Annotated in this window: 10 protein-coding genes; 5 read left to right on the forward strand and 5 right to left on the reverse strand. The window is 71.7% G+C overall.

Features of this window, described 5'->3' with window-relative positions; translation table 11 throughout:
* The first annotated feature begins 83 nt into the window (after positions 1-83).
* Positions 84-2,153: an elongation factor G gene (locus tag LCN96_RS12930; protein ID WP_311132266.1), complete on the forward strand. Its 2,070-nt coding sequence runs from the start codon at positions 84-86 to the stop codon at positions 2,151-2,153.
* Here the strand turns inward: LCN96_RS12930 and LCN96_RS12935 are convergent.
* Entirely contained in the window at positions 2,150-2,935 is a 786-nt protein-coding gene (locus tag LCN96_RS12935; RefSeq protein ID WP_225272839.1) for a peptidase associated/transthyretin-like domain-containing protein, read from the reverse strand. The two genes, LCN96_RS12930 and LCN96_RS12935, sit on opposite strands and share 4 nt — an antisense overlap.
* A 299-nt stretch (positions 2,936-3,234) precedes the next feature.
* Between LCN96_RS12935 and LCN96_RS12940 the strand changes: the two genes are divergently transcribed.
* The 3 genes from LCN96_RS12940 to LCN96_RS12950 all read left to right on the forward strand — a co-directional run bounded on the left by LCN96_RS12940 (position 3,235) and on the right by LCN96_RS12950 (position 10,156).
* Positions 3,235-4,623 carry a family 43 glycosylhydrolase gene (locus tag LCN96_RS12940; RefSeq protein WP_225272840.1) on the forward strand — a complete coding sequence of 463 codons (1,389 nt, stop codon included), beginning with the start codon at positions 3,235-3,237 and terminating at the stop codon, positions 4,621-4,623.
* Positions 4,620-7,850 carry a galactose-binding domain-containing protein gene (locus LCN96_RS12945; RefSeq protein ID WP_225272841.1) on the forward strand — a complete coding sequence of 1,077 codons (3,231 nt, stop codon included), beginning with the start codon at positions 4,620-4,622 and terminating at the stop codon, positions 7,848-7,850. Before LCN96_RS12940 ends, LCN96_RS12945 begins: the two co-directional genes overlap by 4 nt.
* A 200-nt stretch (positions 7,851-8,050) precedes the next feature.
* A complete protein-coding gene (locus LCN96_RS12950; RefSeq protein WP_225272842.1) occupies positions 8,051-10,156 on the forward strand; it encodes an ATP-binding protein in 2,106 nt (701 codons plus the stop codon).
* Positions 10,157-10,158: 2 nt separating this feature from the next.
* On the opposite strand, the gene LCN96_RS12955 is transcribed toward LCN96_RS12950, so the two are convergent.
* The 3 genes from LCN96_RS12955 to LCN96_RS12965 all read right to left on the reverse strand — a co-directional run bounded on the left by LCN96_RS12955 (position 10,159) and on the right by LCN96_RS12965 (position 14,146).
* Entirely contained in the window at positions 10,159-10,923 is a 765-nt protein-coding gene (locus LCN96_RS12955) for an SDR family oxidoreductase (protein ID WP_225272843.1), read from the reverse strand.
* Between the two features lie 67 nt (positions 10,924-10,990).
* Complete coding sequence (locus LCN96_RS12960) at positions 10,991-11,809, reverse strand: helix-turn-helix transcriptional regulator (RefSeq protein WP_225272844.1); 819 nt, start codon at positions 11,807-11,809, stop codon at positions 10,991-10,993.
* Between the two features lie 102 nt (positions 11,810-11,911).
* Entirely contained in the window at positions 11,912-14,146 is a 2,235-nt protein-coding gene (locus tag LCN96_RS12965; protein ID WP_225272845.1) for a pectinesterase family protein, read from the reverse strand.
* Between the two features lie 239 nt (positions 14,147-14,385).
* Here LCN96_RS12965 and LCN96_RS12970 point away from each other — a divergent pair, with 239 nt between their 5' ends.
* The gene (locus LCN96_RS12970; protein ID WP_225272846.1) at positions 14,386-17,295 is read left to right on the forward strand and encodes an endo-1,4-beta-xylanase; all 2,910 of its coding nucleotides are present in this window, start codon (positions 14,386-14,388) and stop codon (positions 17,293-17,295) included.
* A gap of 24 nt (positions 17,296-17,319) precedes the next feature.
* On the opposite strand, the gene LCN96_RS12975 is transcribed toward LCN96_RS12970, so the two are convergent.
* Entirely contained in the window at positions 17,320-17,763 is a 444-nt protein-coding gene (locus LCN96_RS12975) for a hypothetical protein (protein WP_225272847.1), read from the reverse strand.
* Between the last annotated feature and the right edge of the window lie 45 nt (positions 17,764-17,808).

The following is a 17,808-nucleotide window of genomic DNA, read 5'->3' on the forward strand; positions in this document are numbered from 1 at the left end:
ACGACCCTGAGGAGCAGAGATGCGGGCAACTGTCGTGTCCCACGAGACAGAAGGAGTCAGCCAATCAGAGGACATGACGTTCGGTGCGAATGCTCAATTTGGGGATCTTGGCGCATGTAGACGCCGGTAAGACCAGCCTGACCGAGCGGCTGCTGCACGCCGCCGGAGTGATCGACGAGCTCGGCAGCGTCGATGAGGGCAACACCCGGACCGACTCGCTGGAGCTGGAGCGCCGGCGCGGCATCACGATCAAGTCGGCGGTCGTCTCGTTCCCCGTCGGCGGCACCACGGTCAACCTGATCGACACGCCCGGCCATCCCGACTTCATCGCCGAGGTGGAGCGGGTGCTCGACGTGCTCGACGGGGCCGTGCTCGTGGTGTCGGCGGTGGAGGGGGTGCAGGCGCAGACCCGCGTGCTCATGCGTACGCTGCGCCGGCTCGGCCTGCCGACACTGATCTTCGTGAACAAGATCGACCGTCGGGGTGCCCGGTATGACGGGGTGCTGCGGGAGATCGCGGCCAAGCTGTCACCGGGGGCGATCGCCATGGGCGCGACCAGCGGCCTCGGCACTGCTACCGCCGCCTTCACGCCGTTCGACGGGCAGGGGTCCTTCGCGGCGAGTCTGCTGGACGTGCTCAGCGGCCAGGAGGATGCGCTGCTGGCCGCGTACGTGCGGGACGAGAGCGCGCTGACCTACCCCCGGCTGCGTGCCGAGCTCGTCGCCCAGACCGGGCGGGCGGTGGCGCATCCGGTGTTCTTCGGCTCGGCCATCACGGGGGCCGGGGTGGAGGCGTTGATGGCGGGGATCGAGGAGCTGCTGCCCGCCGCCCAGGGTGATCCGGAGGGGCCGGTGCGGGGGAGGGTCTTCAAGGTCGAGCGGGGTCCGGCGGGGGAGAAGGTCGCCTACCTGCGCATGTTCGGCGGCACCCTGCGCACGCGCGACCGGCTCGTCTTCGACGCCGCGGAAGCCGCCGGGCGTTTCGGCGCTCCCGGGCCCGGCGGCGGGGCGCAACCGGGCTCCCGCCGGACGGGCAAGGTCACGGCGATCAGCGTCTTCGACGGCGGCGCGTCCGTGCGGCGGCAGGAGGTGACGGCCGGGAGCATCGCCCGCCTCTGGGGCCTGACCGACGTCCGCATCGGCGACACCGCCGGCCACCCGCCCAAGACCGGGACCGCGACCGGGGAGGCAGGAGAAGCGCGTAGTGAAGCCAGGGAGCCGCACTTCGCGCCGCCCACCCTGGAGACCGTCGTCATCCCGAGCCGCCCGGCCGCCAGGGGCGCGCTGCTCCTCGCGCTCACCCAGCTCGCCGAGCAGGACCCGCTGATCGCCCTGCGCCAGGACGACCTGCGCCAGGAGGTGTCGGTCTCCCTCTACGGCGAGGTCCAGAAGGAGGTCGTCCAGGCCACCCTCGCCACCGACTACGGCCTGGACGTCACCTTCCGCGAGTCCACCACGATCTGCGTCGAGCGCCCCTCCGGCACCGGCGCCGCCGCCGAGCTGATCGCCGTGGCCCCCAACCCGTTCCTGGCCACCGTCGGCCTGCGCGTCGAGCCGGGGCCGATCGGCGGCGGGGTGCGGTTCCGGCTGGAGGTGGAGCTGGGCTCGCTGCCGTACGCGTTCATGCGCACGATCGAGGAGACCGTGCACGAGACGCTCAGGCAGGGACTGCACGGCTGGGAGGTCGTGGACTGCGTGGTCACGCTCACCCACTCGGGCTACTACGCCAGGCAGAGCCACGCGCACGGCGGCTTCGACAAGAGCATGTCGAGCACCGCCGGCGACTTCCGCAACCTGGTCCCGCTGGTGCTGATGACCGCGCTGCGGCGGGCGGGCACCACGGTGTACGAGCCGCTGCACCGCTTCCGCCTGGAGCTGCCGCCCGACACGCTGGGCGCGGTGCTGCCCGTGCTGGCCGGGCTCGGCGCGACCCCGCGCACCGGGGCGGGGTCCGTGGTGGAGGGGGAGATCCCGGCGGCCCGGGTGCACGGCCTGGAGCAGCGGCTGCCGGGGCTGACCAGGGGCGAGGGCGTGCTGGAGTACGGCTTCGACCGCTACGAGCCCGTGCGCGGCCCGATCCCCGAGCGCCCGCGCACCGACCACAACCCGCTCGACAGGAAGGAGTACCTCCTGCACGTCGTACGACGGGTCTAGCCGCCGTCCCGGTCGGGGCCGGCGGACAGGACGATGACGGCGAGATAGCCGTCGCCGTCCTGGGTGACGTGCGCGAGCATGCCGTCCTTGAAAATCGGATCGTTGCCGTTGAAGGTGTCGCGCGGCTTCTCGTGACCCTGGTACGGCGGCAGCGCCAGCACCTTGCGGTTGAGCGCCTCGTCGAACATCAGCTCCGTGCACAGCGCCCGTGTCCCGTCCACGACCACCATCACGTGGATGTGCACGGTCCGGCCCGGGTACCAGCCCGGCCAGACGGTGGTGAAGCGGACGATGCCGTCGGCGTCGGCGACCTGGGTGCCCCGCAGGTAACGCCTGCGGTCCGACGGCCGCATGTCGGCGAACTTCTCGCCGGGCTCGATCTTGCCGGTGTCCTTGCCGCTGAGCGCGTCGCGGGACTCCGCCTCGGCGCCCGAGTAGAGCCCGGCCGCGTCACAGTGCCAGATCTCCACCACCGACCGGGGCAGCGGCCGGCACGTCTGGCCGTCCTGCACCTTGATGGCCAGGCGCAGCCGCACGCCCTGCCGGTCCTCGCGCAGGTCGCTGCGCAGCGCGCGCGTCTCGAAGTAGTAGGGGCCCTGCTGCGTGCTGGGCGCCAGCGTGCAGGTGCGGGCCTTGGCGAACAGCGCGTCGGCCTTCGCGTACGTGTCGGGCTCGGACGTGGCCTGCGCGCCGGCGGTGAACAGGCCGCCGAACCCCAGCGAGCCGATCCCGGTGATCATCCGCCGGCGGCTGACCCGCCGGTCCTCGCGATCGTGTCCCACAAAGATCCTCAAAGGTCAGGAGCTACTTCTCGGAACATCTCACGATCGCGGGGATTCTCCGCGCAGGTCAGTGTTCGTGTCGAGGCCACCGAAAGCCTTTTCGGCTGATACTGAACTGTGACCAAATGCTCGCTAGCTGATCAGCGGTCGCGGAATCACGTACCGGCACGTCAGTGGCAGTGCGACGCGTTGCAGACAATGATTGACAGTCCTCAGGTGGGCGGTCTACTTTCCCGAAAACCTTTTAGGTTGTCCCGAGTCATCGCTGTTAACGCTCACATTCCGTAAGGGGCGAACACATGAGACGACGATGGGCGGCGGCCATCGCCATGGCACTCCTGCTCCTGCTCACCGATGCCCGGCCCGCGCTGGCGGGCGCGCCGATCACCACCGCGATCTACACGGCCGACCCGGCCGCGCTGGTCGTGGGCGACACCCTGTACCTCTACACCGGCCACGACGAGGCCCCGACCGGCGGCACGAACTTCGTCATGCGCGACTGGCACGTCTTCAGCTCCACGGACGCCGCCACCTTCACCGACCAGGGCGCCAGGCTGGCCGTCTCGAACTTCGCCTGGGCCGGGGCCGACGCCTGGGCCGGTGAGGTCGAGCGCGGCGCGGACGGCCGCTACTACTGGTACACCTCCGTCAACGGCAACGGCCCCGGCTGGATGAACATCGGCGTGGCCGTCGGCAACAGCCCCACGGGCCCGTTCACCGACGCCATCGGCGGCCCGCTGATCAGCGACAGCACCCCCGACTCCGCCCCGCTCAACATCGACCCGACCGTCTTCACCGACGACGACGGCCAGGTCTACCTGTACTGGGGCTCCTACTACGGGCTGCGCGCCGCCCGCCTCAACGCCGACATGACCTCGATCAACGGCTCGATCATCACCCCGAGCGGCGTGTCGAACTTCTGGGAGGCCCCCTGGATGTTCAAGCGCAACGGCGTCTACTACCTCGCCTACGCCGCCAACGACGCCGGTTGCTCGCAGCCGAACTACGCCTGCGTCAGGTACGCCACGGCGAGCGACCCGCTGGGCCCGTGGACGCACCGCGGCGTCGTGCTCGACCAGGTCAGCTCCACCACGAACCACCCGGCGATCATCGAGTTCAAGGGCCAGTGGTACATGGTCTACCACAACGCCGCCGCCCCGGGCGGAGGCAACTTCCGCCGCTCGGTCACCATCGACAAGCTGTACTTCAACGCCGACGGCACCATGCAGAAGGTCGTCCAGACCGGCGGCCCGGTCACCCCGGGCAACCTGGCGGCCAGCGCCACGCCCTCGACCTCCTACGTCTCGCCGTGGGAGACGCTCGGCGCGATCAAGGACGGCTACACCCCCGCCAACTCCCAGGACCACAGCCACGGCGCCTACGGCAACTGGAACCACCAGGGCAGCGAGTGGATCGAGTACCAGTGGCCCACGGCGCAGACCATCCGCAGGTCGGAGGTGTACTGGTTCGACGACAACCTGGGCATCGACCTGCCGGCCTCCTGCCAGGTCCAGTTCTGGAACGGCAGCGCCTACGTCAACGTGCCCGGCTCGTCCGGATGCGGCGTGGCCGCCAACACCTTCAACGCCGCCACGTTCACCCCCGTCAGCACCACCCGCCTGCGGCTGAGCATCACCTCCAGATCCGGCTACTCGACCGGCGTCCTCGAATGGAGGGCCTTCTCGTGAGACGCGCGCTGTCAGCCCTGCTCCTCGTCCTGGCTCTGGTGACGGCACCCGCCGCGTACGCCGACCAGACCATCGGCTACCCCACCTTCAGCGGCCCGGCCGTGCCCGCGCCGCCGGGGACGTACACGACCGGCAACTACATGCAGGCCGGCTACGACGCCGAGAGCTCCGGCACCGACTTCTGGATGGACCGCCTGCTGGCCCGCTCCGGCAACGATCCGGCGGGCACCTGGCTCATGACACGCGGCCGGGCGCTGTTCATGAAGACGCACACCCCCGGCACCCTCGGCTTCGCCGGGCAGGCCGCGTACTGGGAGAGCATCAGCAACAGCAACGCCTTCACCGTCGCGCTGACCCCCGGCACGTTCACCGAGCAGGTCAGCTCCCGCTGGCAGGCCCCCAGCCACTGGAAGAGCCGCCACACCAGCGGCTCCATCACCGTCAACCAGACCAAGTTCATCACCGAGAACAACGTGGCCGTGGCCGGCCTGGCCATCACCAACGGCGGCTCCGCCTCCACCACGCTGCAACTGCGGGCCACCTCGCCGTACGCGACCAGCGGCACCGGCGGCGAGCTGACCGGCCAGGTCAACGCCTACAACAACCTCACCACCCTCTACCCCCGGCTCACCTGCGACGGCTGCGCGGTCTCCAGCGGCGGGCTCAACCGCTCGCTCACCATCGCCGCCGGGGCCACGGTCACGGTCAAGGTCGTCATGGGCTTCGTGACCAGCGAGATCCCGGCCTCCCGCACCGAGTACGACGCCTACGCCGGCTACTCGGCCGCCACCGCGTTCGCCACGCACGTGCGCGCGTACAACCGCTGGTGGGCCGAGAACGTGCCCTACATCGACGTGCCCGAGCCCGGCATCAAGAAGAACATCTACTACCGCTGGTGGCTGATGCGCTTCAACCACCTCGACGCCGACATCCCCGGGCAGACCTTCCAGTTCCCCACCTCCACCGAGGGCGTGCTGGGCTACAACAACGCGATCGCGCTGACCCAGCCCATGCACATCGACGACCTGAAGTACCTGCGCAACCCGATCTACTCCTACGGCGACTGGCTGAGCGTCGGCCAGATCTCCAAGAACGGCCGCTTCCTCGACAACCCGGGCGATCCGGAGAACTGGTCGAACAGCTACACGCAGTACATCGGCGAGGCGGCCTGGAAGAGCTACCAGATCCACGGCGGCCAGCCGGCCATCGCCGCCAGCCTGGCCCGCTACGCCGAGCAGGACGTCAAGGGCCAGCTCGCCCACTACGACACCGACGACAACAAACTCATCGAGTACGACTGGGGCGCCCTGACCGGCAACGACGCCGACGCCGTGTCCTTCCACTGGAAGCCGGGCCGGATGGACCGGGCCGAGGCCGCCTACCAGTACAGCGGCGCGCTGGCCGCCGCCCAGGCCTACGAGGCCGTCGGCAACCAGGCCAAGGGCGCCGAGCTGCGCACGCTGGCCACCCAGATCCAGAACGCCATCGTCAACGTGTTGTGGAACCCGGGCAGGCAGCTCTTCGAGCACCGGCTGAAGTCCACCAACGAATGGGTGCCGTGGAAGGAGATCAACAACTATTACCCGTTCGCCGTCGGCGCGATCCCCAACACCGCCACCTACCGGCAGGCCCTGCGCCTGTTCGACGACCCGGCGCAGTATCCGATCTTCCCCTTCTACACCGCCAACCAGGCCGACAAGGCGGCCTCCGGCACCGGCAGCAACAACTTCTCCACCATCAACTCCACCGTGCAGTTCCGCCTGCTCTCCTCGGTGCTGCGCAACTACCCCAATGAGTGGATCGACCCGACCTGGTACAAGAAGCTGCTCTACTGGAACGCCTGGGCGCAGTACGTCAACGGCAACACCCAGTGGCCCGACGCCAACGAGTTCTGGGCCGACTGGAACGGCTCCTCGATCACCTACCGCTCCTGGATCCACCACAACATCCTGGGCAGCAGCAACTGGACCGTCGTCGAGGACGTCGCCGGGCTGCGGCCGCGCAACGACGCCAAGGTGGAGCTCTCGCCGATCAACATCGGCTGGACCCACTTCACCGTCAACAACCTGCGTTACCGCAACGCCGACCTGACCATCGTCTGGGACGACCCGGCCGACGGCGTCGTGCGCTACCCCGGCGTCCCCGAGGGCTACTCGATCTACGTCAACGGCAGCCGCGCGGCCACGGTGTCGTCGCTGGTGCCGTTCACCTGGGATCCGGCCACCGGCGCGGTCACCACCGGCGGCACCGTCACCCACAACGTGGCCGTCCCGGGGCTGCAGGCGCCCACCCAGGTCAGCCACACCAGCGCCCGTATGGTCGACATGCTGGCCAAGGCCGGCGTGGACCTCACGGCCAACCTGACGAACCTGGCCGCCGGCGCCACCGCCACGGCCTCCACCACCGCCTCGGGCAGCTCCACCGCGGGCGCCGTGGACGGCTACCCGATCAACGAGCCGTTCTGGGGCGGCACCACCGCCGGCCAGGACTGGTACGAGCTCGACTTCGGCACCGCCCGCACGCTCGACGAGGTGCGGCTCTACTTCAAGGACAGCCGCCCGGCTAGCGCCACCTACCGGGCACCGGCCTCCTACGACGTCCAATTCCACAACGGCAGCGCCTGGGTCGGCGTGCCCTCCCAGGCCAAGACCCCGGCCGCGCCGCGTGCCAACTACAACGTGGTGCAGTTCCCCGCCGTCACCGCCCAGCGGATCCGGGTGCTGGCCACGGCCGCCTCCGGAGCCAGGACCGGCCTGACCGAGATCAAGGTGCACAACCGGGGCGGCGTCCAGCCGCCGGCCAACCTGGCGGCCTCGGCCACGGCGAGCGCGTCGTACACCTCCTCCTGGGAGAGCGTGGCCGCGATCAACGACGGCATCGACCCGCCCTCCTCCAACGACACGGTCAACCCGCGCTGGGGCTGCTGGCCCGAGACCGGGCAGCAGTGGGTGGACCTCACCTGGTCCTCCTCCCGCACGCTGAACCGGGCCGAGGTGTACTTCTTCGACGACGAGCAGGGCATCGACATGCCCGCGTCGTGGAAGCTGCAGTCCTGGAACGGCAGCGCGTACGTGGACGTGCCGGGCGCGTCGGCGTACCCGCTGACCAAGAACGCCTACAACTCCGTCACCTTCACCGCGACCGGCACCACCCGCCTGCGGGTGCTGCTCACCGGGACCGGCGCCAGCTCCGTCGGCCTGCTGGAGGTCAAGGCCTACGGAACCTGAGCCGCGGCCGGAGCGCGCCCGAGCCACGGGCGCGCCCCGGCGAGGGCCCGGCGAGGGCCCGGGACACCTTGACGTCACCCACGGCACGGGCGCACCATCACGTGCATCGGGTGCGTGATGACTTTCTCACTTTTAGTGACGGAGTGCGACAGTATCCGGCAAGCTGCTGTCACAACTTCAGCCGATGGGTGGCGATCACGATGGCAGGCAAGTGGCAGGCGGGCAACCTCCCGGCGGAGCTGACCAGCCTCATCGGGCGCCGCGGCGAGGTCGACCAGGTTCGCCGCGCGTGCCGGCGATCGCGCCTGGTCACCCTGACCGGGGTGGGCGGCGTCGGCAAGTCCCGCCTGGCCCTGCGCGCCGCCGCCGACCTGCGGCCCGAGTTCAGCGGTGGCGCCTGGCTGGTGGAGCTGTCGCCGCTGGTCGACGGCTCGCTGCTGCCGCACGCGATCGCCGAGGCGCTGCGGCTCACCGACCAGACCACCCGCCCCATGGTCGAGGTGCTGGCGGAGCACCTGTTCGACCGGGAGGTCCTGCTCGTCCTCGACACCTGCGAGCACCTGGCCGGCCCCTGCTCCAGGACGGTCACCACACTGCTCGACGCGGTGCCGGGGCTGCGCGTGCTGGCCACCAGCCGCCGCCCGCTGGAGGCGCCGGGCGAGCTGGTGTTCGCGGTCGATCCGCTGCCCGTCCCGCCCGCGGGGGCCGCCGAGCCCGCCACCGGCGACGCCGTGGCGCTGCTGGCCGAGCGCGCCGCCGAGGTCGTGCCCGGCTTCGACCTCGCCGACGAGGACCAGGAGGCCGTCGGCCGCCTGTGCCGGCGGCTGGAGGGCATCCCGCTGGCCATCGAGCTGGCCGCGGCGCGGCTGCGCGACCTGTCCGTGGCGCACCTGGCCGACCGGCTCGACGACCGCTTCACCGCGCTGGAGGACGAGGCCGCCGTTCAGGCCGACCCGCCGTGGCACCAGGCGCTGCGGACCGCGATCGGATGGAGTCACGAGCTGTGCGAGCCGGCCGAGCGGCTGCTGTGGGCGCGGCTGTCGGTGTTCGCCGGCGACTTCGACGCCGAGGCCGCCCGCGAGGTGTGCGCCGACGAGCGGCTGCCGGAGGCCGACATCGGGCTGCTGCTCGACGCGCTGGCCGACGAGTCGATCCTGACCTGGCTGCCGACCGGCGCGGGCGAGCGGTACCGGATGCTCGACACCCTGCGCGAGTACGGCGCGGGCTGGCTGCGCGACCTCGGCGAGGAGGGCCGGTTCAAGCAGCGCCACCGCGAGCACTACCTGGCGATGGCCACCCGTGGCGCCTTCGGCTGGCTCGGCCCCGGCCAGGTCTCCTGGTACGACCGCCTGGTGGGCGAGCACGACAACGTGCGCGCCGCCCTGGAGGTCGCGCTCACCGCCAAGGACGGCCTGCCGGCGCTGGAGCTGGCCGGCACCCTGGCCTTCTACTGGTACGGCTGCGGCTACGCCAAGGAGGGCCGCCACTACCTGAGCCAGGCCCTCGCCCTGGAGACCAGGCCGGGCCCGGCGCTGGTGCAGGCGCTGTGGGCCGACGGCCTGCTGGCGGCCACGCAGGGCGATGCGCAGAGCGTCGAGGCCAGGGCCTCCGAGCTGGAGCCGGCCGCGCGGGCCGGCGACGCCTATGCGGACCGGTGCGTCAGGGCGCTGCGGGCCTCGCTCGGGGTGATCCGCGGCAACCCGATCCAGGCGATGGCCGAGTCCGAGCCCGCGTACCGCGACCGCTGGGCCGACGAGCCGCTCACCATCGCCAACCTGCTGTCCCTGATCTGCCGGGCGCACGCCCTGACGATCGGCGGCCAGCACGACGACGCGATCGCGGTGCTGGAGGACCTGCGCACGCTGTGCGACCGGCGCGGCGAGCTGCTCATCCGCTCGCACGCCGACCTGCTGCGCGGCCAGGTCGAGCTGGCCGGCGGGCGGCTGGACGCGGCCATCGCCTACGGTCAGGCCGCGCTGCGCACCAAGCGGCGGCTGCACGACAGCTTCGGCATCGGCCTGACGGTGGACCTGCTGGCCGTGGCGGCCGGCGCGGCAGGCCGGGCGCACCGCGCCGCCCGGCTGCTCGGGCTGGCGCAGCGGTTCTGGAGCACCCACGGGCGGGCGCAGGTGGACGTGCCGGCCTGGGTGGCGGCCAGGAAGGACTGCGAGGCGCAGGCCCGCGACCTGCTCGGCGACAACGCCTACGAGGTGGCTTACCGCACCGGGTTCGACAGCGACATCGACGCGGGCCTCGCCTACGCGCTGGAGCCGGAGGGCGAGGGCCTGCCCAACGGGTTCGGCTGAGCTCAGCGCTGCCTGGCCGGGCGGATGACCAGCTCGTTGACGTCCACACCTGGCGGCTGGCCGATCGCGTACGAGATGGCCTGGGCGATGCTGTCCGCCGGGATGGACTCCGCCCGGTAGGCGCGCATGGTCTCCCGCGCGAGCGGGTCGCTGATGGTGCCGGCCAGCTCCGACTCCACGACGCCAGGGGAGACGGTGGTGACGCGGATGCTCGGGTCGAGCTCCTGGCGCAGCCCCTCGGTGATCGCCCAGGCGGCGTACTTGGTGCCGCAGTAGACCGCCGCCGTCGGCGACACCTGGTGGGCGCCGATGGAGGCCACGGTGACGAAGTGACCCGCGCCCTGCCGCTGGAAGTGCGGCAGCGCGGCGGCGATCCCGTGCAGCAGGCCGCGGACGTTGACGTCGATCATGCGGTCCCACTCCTCGACCAGCAGCGCGTCCAGCCGGGACAGCGGCATCACGCCCGCGTTGCCGACCAGGACGTCGATCCTGCCGTGCCGCTCGGCGGCGGCGTCGGCGAACGCGGCCACGTCGGCGCGGTCGGTCACGTCGAGCCGCCGCACGTCGGCCTTGCCGCCCTCGGCCGCGACGGCGGCGGCGGTCTCGGCGAGCCGGTCCTCACGGCGGGCGCCGAGCACCACCTGGTGGCCCTCGCGGGCCAGGCGCAGCGCGGTGGCGCGGCCGATGCCGCTGCTCGCGCCGGTGATCAGGACGACCTTGCTCGCCACGACGGAGGTGACGGCTGTGCTCTCCACGACGGAAGTCATGTTGCTCCTCAGGGCATGGCGGGATGGCGCGCCGGCGGACGTGCCGCGCGCGCTGGGCGGGTGCGGATCAGGCCGTGAGGCTGCCCAGCAGGGCGAGCGCCTCCTCGGACGGGCTGCCCGGGTCGGCCTGGTAGACGACGAGCTGCTGGCCGGGCGCGCTGTTCACGGTGAACGACTCGTAGTGCAGCGTCAGCGGCCCCACCAGCGGGTGGTGGAAGCGCTTGGTCTCGTGGGTCTTCTGGCGGATGTCGTGGCGGGCCCACAACCTGCGGAAGCTCTCGCTCTTCAGCGACAGCTCCCCGACGACCTCGACGAGCCGGGGGTCGTCGTAGTCGGTGCCGGCGGCGGAGCGCAGCCCGCCGACGGTGTCGGCCGCCACCCGGTCCCAGTCGGGGTAGAAATCGCGCGCGTCCAGGTCGAGGAAGACCAGCCGGACCAGGTCGTCGCTGTGGGCGTGGCCGGCGAAGAGCGCCCGGCCGAGCGGGTTGGCCGCCAGCACGGTCAGGCACCGGCCCAGGACGACGGCGGGGGTGTGCGGCCAGGCCGCCATCATGCGGACCAGGCCGGGGCCGACCTGCTCCCGCCGGGCGCGCGGGCGCCGCCCGGCGGGGGCGGGCCGGGAGAGCTGGTGCAGGTGCGTGGCCGCGTCCTCCTCCAGCTCCAGCGCCCTGGCCAGGGCGTCCACCACCTGGGCGGACGGGTGGCGCTCGCGGCCCTGCTCCAGCCGGACGTAGTAGTCGGTGCTGACACCGGCGAGCTGGGCGACCTCCTCGCGGCGCAGGCCGCGCACGCGCCGCCGGGTGCCGGCGGGCATGCCGAGGTCCTCCGGCTGGAGGAGCTCGCGGCGGGCTCGCAGGAACTGGCCGAGCAGGTTGTCCGTGTCCACGTCTTCGAGGCTAGACGAGGCCGAGGACAGGAAGGAGCGCCCAACCTGGGTGGGATGCACCCACCCTCGGACGGCGGGGGCCGCCCGCCGCCCGGAGTCGCCTCAGCGCAGGCGCCCCGCGCCCGCGCCCGCCGGCACCAGGTACCTCAGCGCCTTGGCCGGATGCACGCGGGGGACCAGCGCGGGGGTCCAGCCCGCGTCCGTGCCCAGCGCCGTGCCGTTGGCCTCGTCGTACGCGGCCACCACGTCGGTCACCACGCCGTCCACCAGGTTGTCCCTGGCCGTGATCGCCGTGCCGTTGAACACCGTCAGCACCTTCGCCGCGGCGATCCCGTCGAAGGCGTTGCTCTCGGCGTAGACCTTCGAGCCGAAGCCGACGCCGATGCTGTACCCGTGCCCGGCGCCGCCCCTGTAGTAGTTGTTGTACACGTGCACCTGCCCGAACCGCACCCGGGGCGTGCGCTGGCCGAGCGAGTCGAAGTAGTTGTGGTGCAGCGTGACCTTGAGCTTGTCCTCCTCGGCGTACCGCGTGGGGTTGTCAGTGTTGCCGATCAGGCTCACCTTGTCGTGGCCGCTGAGGTGGTTCCACGAGAGCGTCACGTAGTTCGCGCCGCGCACGACGTCGAGCAGCCCGTCGTGCACCTGGTACGGGCGGCCGAAGTGGAGCGGCTGGCCCGAGTCCGGGTTGTCGCCGTCGTTGAGCGTGTTGTGGTCCAGCCACACGTGGGTGGAGGCGGAGACCTCCATGTTGTCGAAGGAGGCGTTCCAGTTGCCCTCGGCGCCGTCGGTCGGGTCCCACTGCGGGAAGCAGTCGGCGGTGTCGGTGATGGTCAGGTTGCGCACGATGACGTTGTCGGCGTTGCTGATCCGCAGGCCGAAGCTCTTCAGCGCGGCGTCCCCGCCCAGGCCCATGAGCGTGACGTTGGAGCCGATGGTGACCGTGACGTGCGCGGCCATCTTGGCGTACGAGGCCTTGCGGGCCTCCTCCAGCGGCCCCGACGGGAGGCTGGTCCTGCCCCAGACGGCCGGGTCGTAGGCGGCCAGGTAGGCGGGCAGGCTGTAGCCGTCCATGGCATAGTCGTCGCAGGTCAGCGGGTTGCCCGCGGCGTCGGTGTCGGCGTCGACGGCGCCCTTGACGTAGACGATCCGCGGGGTGTTGTCGGCCGGGTCGCCCAGCGCGGCCAGCAGCTGCGCCCTGGTCGAGACGACGTGCACGTCCTCCGGGCGGGCCGCGGAGCCGCCCGTCGTGCCGGTGGTGGCCGCCGCCCAGCCGTCGTCGCGCGGCAGCACCTCGCGGCCCGGCTCGGGCCTGGTGTGGGCCGGGCGGCGCACCGGGTTCCAGCCGTCCGCGCCCGCCAGGTACCGCTCCGGCGTGAACGCCCTGGCCTGCTCCGCGGTGAGCTGCGGGCGGTCGTCGTTCACGGTCGCGCCCGGGCCGTGGTTGCGGTACTCGGACAGGCGGGCCTCGCGCCAGCTCAGCCCCGACATGTCGGTCCAGGGCGCGTCCTTGAACTGCTGGCCCAGCCAGGACTCGCGGACCAGCACCTGGCCGCGCGCCGTGACGGAGCCGCCGGCGGGCCACGGGCGGCCGAGGTGGAAGGTGCGGGCGGACGCGTCGCTGACGAGGTGGCTGCGGTGGATCAGGAAGCCGTACGGGTTGCCGATCTCCGTGCTGGCGGCGGTGACGTAGCCGTTGTCGTCCGTGCTGCCCCGGCTCAGCGCCTTGATCACGCAGCGGTCGAACACGGCCGTGGCGCGGCCGAAGATGAAGTCGACGTCGCCCTCGACGTAGCAGTTGTGGAAGTACTGCCGGGCGAACGTGCTGGCGGAGCCCGTGTTGGCGTACAGGGTGTCCTGGTTGCCGAGGAACCTGACGTTGTCGTAGACCTGCCGGTCGCCCGTCGTCCTGACCGCGACGGCCTGGCTGTTGCCGTTCGCCGCCTCGTCGTAGGAGTTCTCGAAGGTGAGGTCGCGGGCGGTGAAGTCGGGGGCGCTGATCACGTACGAGGCGCTGCCCGAGGTGCCGTAGGTGCCGGAGCCGTCCGGCTTCGGGGTGGACGCCGAGGCGTCGAAGGTGAGCACCACCTCGCGCGGGTCGCGGGTGTCGCCGCGCAGCGTGATGTGCGGTTTGTCGGCGGGGATGACCACCTGCTGCTTGTAGGTGCCCCTGCGCACCAGGATCGTGACCGGCCGGGTGTTGCCCGGGGGCACGGCGTTCACGGCGTCCTGCACGTTCGTGTGGTCGCCCGAGCCGTCGGCGGCCACGACGATCGTGGCGCGGGTGGTCGCGGCCGTGGCCGCGGGGGTGAGCGTGGCGATCACTGTCAGGGCGATCATCGGGGGGAGTAACAGCAGTCGCATGCGCAACCTCGACAGAGTGCGGCAATCGGTTGCATGAAACGTTCGCCCATGCGCCTCACTTCGTCAATGAGCTGCAGTGAAACTGCACTCCGCTGCCGACAAGCGCTTGCAGCGCCGTCGCGGACTGTTGACCCGTGAATGCCCCCGCTCTACAGTCCGCCTGACATTTATCGGCATTTCCCTGAAACTTTCATTCCGGATGCCATAGGAGCACCGTGCGCACCCTTCGAGCCCTGGTGGCCGCCGCCCTGTTATGCCTCCTGCCGGTGCTCCCGGCGCACGCGGCCGACCGCACGTACGACTTCGAGGACGGCACCACCCAGGGATGGGGACCGCGCGGCGACGGCGTCTCCGTCACCGTGACCCCGGAGGCGGCCCGCACGGGGACGGGCGGCCTCGCGGTCAGCGGCCGGACCGCCACCTGGCACGGCGCGTCCATCACCGCCCCGTTCGCCGAAGGCGTCGGCCACACCGTCACCGCCTACGCCAGGCTCGCCCCGGGGCAGCCCGCCGGCACGATCGCGATGACCGTGCAGCGCACGCCGGCCGGCGGCGAGACCACGTACGAGCGGGTCGCGGCGGCCACCGTCACCGACGGCGCGTGGGTGCCGCTGTCGGGCGGCTACCAGCTCCCCGCCGGCTCCACCGACGTGCAGCTCTACATCGAGAGCTCCGACGCCACCACCCAGTACCTCGTGGACGACATCGTCCTGCGCCCGCTCGGCGACCCCACGCGCGAGCCCATCACCAGCGACTTCGAGGACGGCACCGCGCAGAGCTGGGCCACGCGCGCCGCCGCCGTGCTGGAGGTCGGCACGACCGCCCACGCGGGCGCCCGCGGCCTCACCGTCACCGGCCGCTCCGCCTCCTGGGACGGCCCCGCCCTGAACGTGCTCGGCCGCCTGGGCAAGGGCGACAAGTACGCCCTGTCGGCCTGGGTGCGGCTCGGCCCGGACACCGCGTCGGGCAAGCTCGGCCTCTCGATCGAGCGCCGGACCGGCGGCACCCCGAGCTACGAGCGCGTCGTCGCGCCGAAGGACGTGCCCGCCGGGCAGTGGGTGCAGCTCTCGGGGACGTACACGCTGGCCCACGACGCCGACTTCCTCAGCGTGTACGTCGAGTCCGACACCGGCACCTTCCCCTTCCACCTCGACGACTTCACGCTGACCTACGTCGAGCCCAAGCCGATCCAGACCGGCCTCCCCTCGCTCAAGGACGAGCTGCCGTTCACCATCGGCTCCGCCTTCACCCGGCCCGAGACGCTCGGCGTGCACGGCGAGCTGCTCGCCAAGCACTTCGACGGCGTCACCCCCGGCAACGAGCTGAAGTGGGACGCCACCGAGCCCCGCGAAGGGGAGTTCACCTTCACCGACGCCGACCACCTGGTGAGTTTCGCCACCGAGCACGGCATGACCATCCGCGGCCACACGCTCGCCTGGCACAGCCAGACCCCGGCCTGGGTGTTCGAGAACGCCACCAAGGAGGTGCTGCTGGAGCGCCTGGAGCGGCACGTGCGCACGCTCGTCACCCGCTACAAGGGCAGGATCGCGGCCTGGGACGTGGTCAACGAGGTCGTGGACGAGAACCAGCCCGACGGGCTGCGCCGCTCCCCGTGGTACGAGATCGCCGGGCTCGACTTCATCCGCACAGCCTTCCGCGTCGCCCGCGAGGCCGACCCGGACGCCAAGCTGTTCATCAACGACTACAACACCGAGTTCCCGCGCAAGCGCGAGGCCCTCTACAAGCTGGTCAAGCAGCTCAAGGACGAGGGCGTGCCGATCGACGGCGTCGGGCACCAGCTCCACCTCAACATCGAGCACCCGCCCGCCTCCGCCGTCGAGGCCACCATCGAGCGCTTCGCCCCGCTCGGCCTGGACCAGCAGGTCACCGAGCTGGACGTGAGCATCTACACCGACTTCGTCTCCACCTACGACACGATCCCGCCCGAGCTGCTCGTCGAGCAGGGGTACCGGTACAAGGAGCTGTTCGACGTCTTCCGCCGCCAGGCCGACCGGCTCAGCTCGGTCACGGTGTGGGGCGAGTCGGACGACGTGAGCTGGCTGCGCTCCTGGCCCATCCCGCGCCTGAACGCGCCGCTGCTCTTCGACGACGACCTCCAGGCCAAGCCCGCGTACTGGGGCGTCGTGGACCCGTCCAGACTGGACCCGCTCGTGCGCAAGCTGGAGGCGCCGGCCGCGGTCGTCAAGGTGGACGGCAAGCGCGACCTGGAGTGGGACCTGCTGCCCGACGCGCCCCTCGCCCGCGTGGGCGACGTCTCGGCCGGCTTCCAGGCCCGTTCCTCCGCCGCCGGCCTGTACCTGCTCGCCGAGGTCACCGACCCGGCCGTGAACGCCGGCGACCGGGTGACGTTCACCGTGGACGGCCGCTCCCGCACCCTGACCCGCACCTCCCCGGGCGTGCGCGGCACCGCCACCGGCTACCGGGCGGAGGCCCTGCTGGCCGGCGGCACGGACGTCCAGGTGGCGGTGCACGACCGCGGCACCCGCACCACCTGGACAGGCAGGCTCACCCCCACCGCCGCCGTCAAGCGCACCACCGCCCCGCACCGCCAGGCGCCCCCCGTCCTGGACGGCGCCGTGGACCGCATGTGGTCCGGCGTCCCGGAGATCCGCACCGGCACCTGGATCCAGGGCACCTCCGGGGCGACCGCCAAGGTCCGCTCCCTCTGGTCGGGCTCCACCCTGTACGTCCTGGCCCAGGTCACCGACCCCGAGCTGAGCGAGTCCTCCGCGAACCCGTGGGAGCAGGACTCCGTCGAGCTCTTCGTGGACCCGGGCAACGGCAAGACGAAGGGGTACGAGGACGATGACGGGCAGTACCGGGTGAGCTTCTCGGGGCGGGTCACGGTGGGGGGCACGTTCGACGCGGCAGGCGTCAAGGACAACGTGCGGGCCGCCGCCGTGACAGTGCCGGGCGGGTACGTGGTGGAGGCTGCCATTCACCTGCCCACGGTCACGCTGGAGGAGGGGGCGCTGGTGGGCTTCGACGTTCAGGTGAACGACGCGACGGGCGCGGCTCGTACGGCGGCGGTGACCTGGAACGACGCCACGAGGCGCAGCTACCTGGACACCAGCCACTGGGGGGTGGCCCGGCTGGGGGGCTGAGCGCCCCCCGCTGCCGGCGGGCGCTCAGCCGATCCAGTCGTGGCCGTTGGGGGCGGAGCCGCCGTCCATGTGCCCGGCGGGAGCCACGCTGTCGTGGTAGCCGACAGTGGCGAAGCCGCCCTCGAAGTGCCCGGTGGGGGCGGATCCGCCGTCGATGTGGCCGGCGGGCGCGGTGTTGCCCTCATGGTGCCCGGCCGGTGCGGAGTTGCCCTCGAAGTGCCCGGCCGGTGCGGTGCTGCCCTCGAAGTGGCCGGCCGGGGCCACGCTGTCGTGGTGGCCTGCCGGTGCGGAGCCGCCGTCGTAGTGGCCGGCGCGGATCACGTTGTCGTGGTAGCCGGCGGGCGTCACGTTGTCGTGCTGCCCCGCCGTCGTGAACAGGGCGCCGCCCGCCGCGGCGGTGCCCGCGAAAGCGCCGATCACCAGCGCGGTGCCGCCGATGAGGGTCGCGAGTGCTTTCCTGGTCTCCATCGTCTGTTCTCCCCGTTCGATGGCCGATCGCGTTGACAGGGCCAC

It is taken from the genome of Nonomuraea gerenzanensis (assembly GCF_020215645.1).
Classification (GTDB): Bacteria; Actinomycetota; Actinomycetes; order Streptosporangiales; family Streptosporangiaceae; genus Nonomuraea; species Nonomuraea gerenzanensis.

Excerpts from the sequence above, each read along its gene's own strand:
- LCN96_RS12950 (WP_225272842.1), top strand. The coding sequence starts at position 8,051 with ATGGCAGGCAAGTGGCAGGCGGGCAACCTCCCGGCGGAGCTGACCAGC.
- LCN96_RS12975 (WP_225272847.1), bottom strand. The coding sequence starts at position 17,763 with ATGGAGACCAGGAAAGCACTCGCGACCCTCATCGGCGGCACCGCGCTG.
- LCN96_RS12965 (WP_225272845.1), bottom strand. The coding sequence starts at position 14,146 with ATGATCGCCCTGACAGTGATCGCCACGCTCACCCCCGCGGCCACGGCC.
- LCN96_RS12955 (WP_225272843.1), bottom strand. The coding sequence starts at position 10,923 with ATGACTTCCGTCGTGGAGAGCACAGCCGTCACCTCCGTCGTGGCGAGC.
- LCN96_RS12940 (WP_225272840.1), top strand. The coding sequence starts at position 3,235 with ATGAGACGACGATGGGCGGCGGCCATCGCCATGGCACTCCTGCTCCTG.